Here is a 1,027-nt window from a genome sequence, read left to right as displayed (position 1 = left end):
TTTGGGATAACGGAAATAGCTGAATTTATTGATAATACAGAAAACATAACACTCATTGAAACTGCTTTGCACCCTAATAAAAAAGAAATTCATTTAGCAGGAACTCATCATGGCAATGCAGAACGACAAGTATTGTGGGATAAATTAAAACATAATCCATACGTAATTCAACTGCGTTCAACCGGTGGGTATGGAACAGGGCAATTCATTAGAAATGTTAAAAAAGATGGTGCCATTGAAATCGTTTTAGAACAAAAATATTCTGTTTGGGTGCAGACTACCGGACGTAATATAAGGGAAACTAAGGCTATCGCCTGAATATTAAATGAAAAATACTCATAGATTATGAATATATTAGAACAAATTTGCGCTAACAAGCGCCTCGAAGTTGACGAGCAGAAGCACAACAATGTGTCGTTCAAGGCGGCTTTGCAGCACTCCGACACGGGTATTATTGCAGAATTTAAGCGGCGTTCACCTTCCAAGGGCTGGATAAATGCCCATGCCGATGTGGCGAGCATCGTGAGCGGCTATGCAGCTGCCGGTGCGGCTGCCATCTCGGTGCTCACCGACGAGCAGTTTTTCGGGGGCAGTATAACCGATTTTCAGGAGGCACGGTGCGTGATTGAGGATATTCCGCTTTTGCGCAAGGATTTTATCGTGGACGAGTTTCAAGTCTATCAATCCCGCGTGATGGGTGCGGATGTGATTTTGCTGATTGCTGCCTGCCTGACGAAGGCTGAGGTTGCCCGTTTTGCTGCTTTGGCGCACGAATTGGATATGGAAGTGCTGCTGGAAATTCACAATGCCGATGAATTGGCGTATATCACGCCGGCAATTGATGTGGTGGGCATCAACAACCGCGATTTAACCACTTTTAGCACCGACATTCGCCACACCATCGAAATGGCACATCAACTGCCCGAAGGATTGGTGAAAATCTCCGAAAGTGGCTTGTCCGACCCTCAAACGGGGGTTCAAATGCGGCAAACAGGGATTTAAGGGTTCCCGATGGGGGAAACTTTTT

General features: G+C 45.5%; 2 protein-coding genes. Both read left to right on the top strand.

Annotation, left to right across the window (positions count from 1 at the left end; translation table 11 throughout):
- Positions 1–318 (top strand): hypothetical protein (locus tag ASC50_RS01205; RefSeq protein WP_056928604.1); only part of this gene is annotated, 318 nt, incomplete at its 5' end.
- Positions 319–342: 24 nt separating this feature from the next.
- Positions 343–1,002, top strand: a complete 660-nt coding sequence (locus ASC50_RS01200) for an indole-3-glycerol phosphate synthase TrpC (protein ID WP_082592020.1) — start codon at positions 343–345, stop codon at positions 1,000–1,002.
- Positions 1,003–1,027: the final 25 nt, after the last annotated feature.

Source organism: Candidatus Symbiothrix dinenymphae (assembly GCF_001431085.1).
Note: the sequence above shows the minus strand (reverse complement) of the source record. Positions and strands in the feature narration are given on the sequence as shown.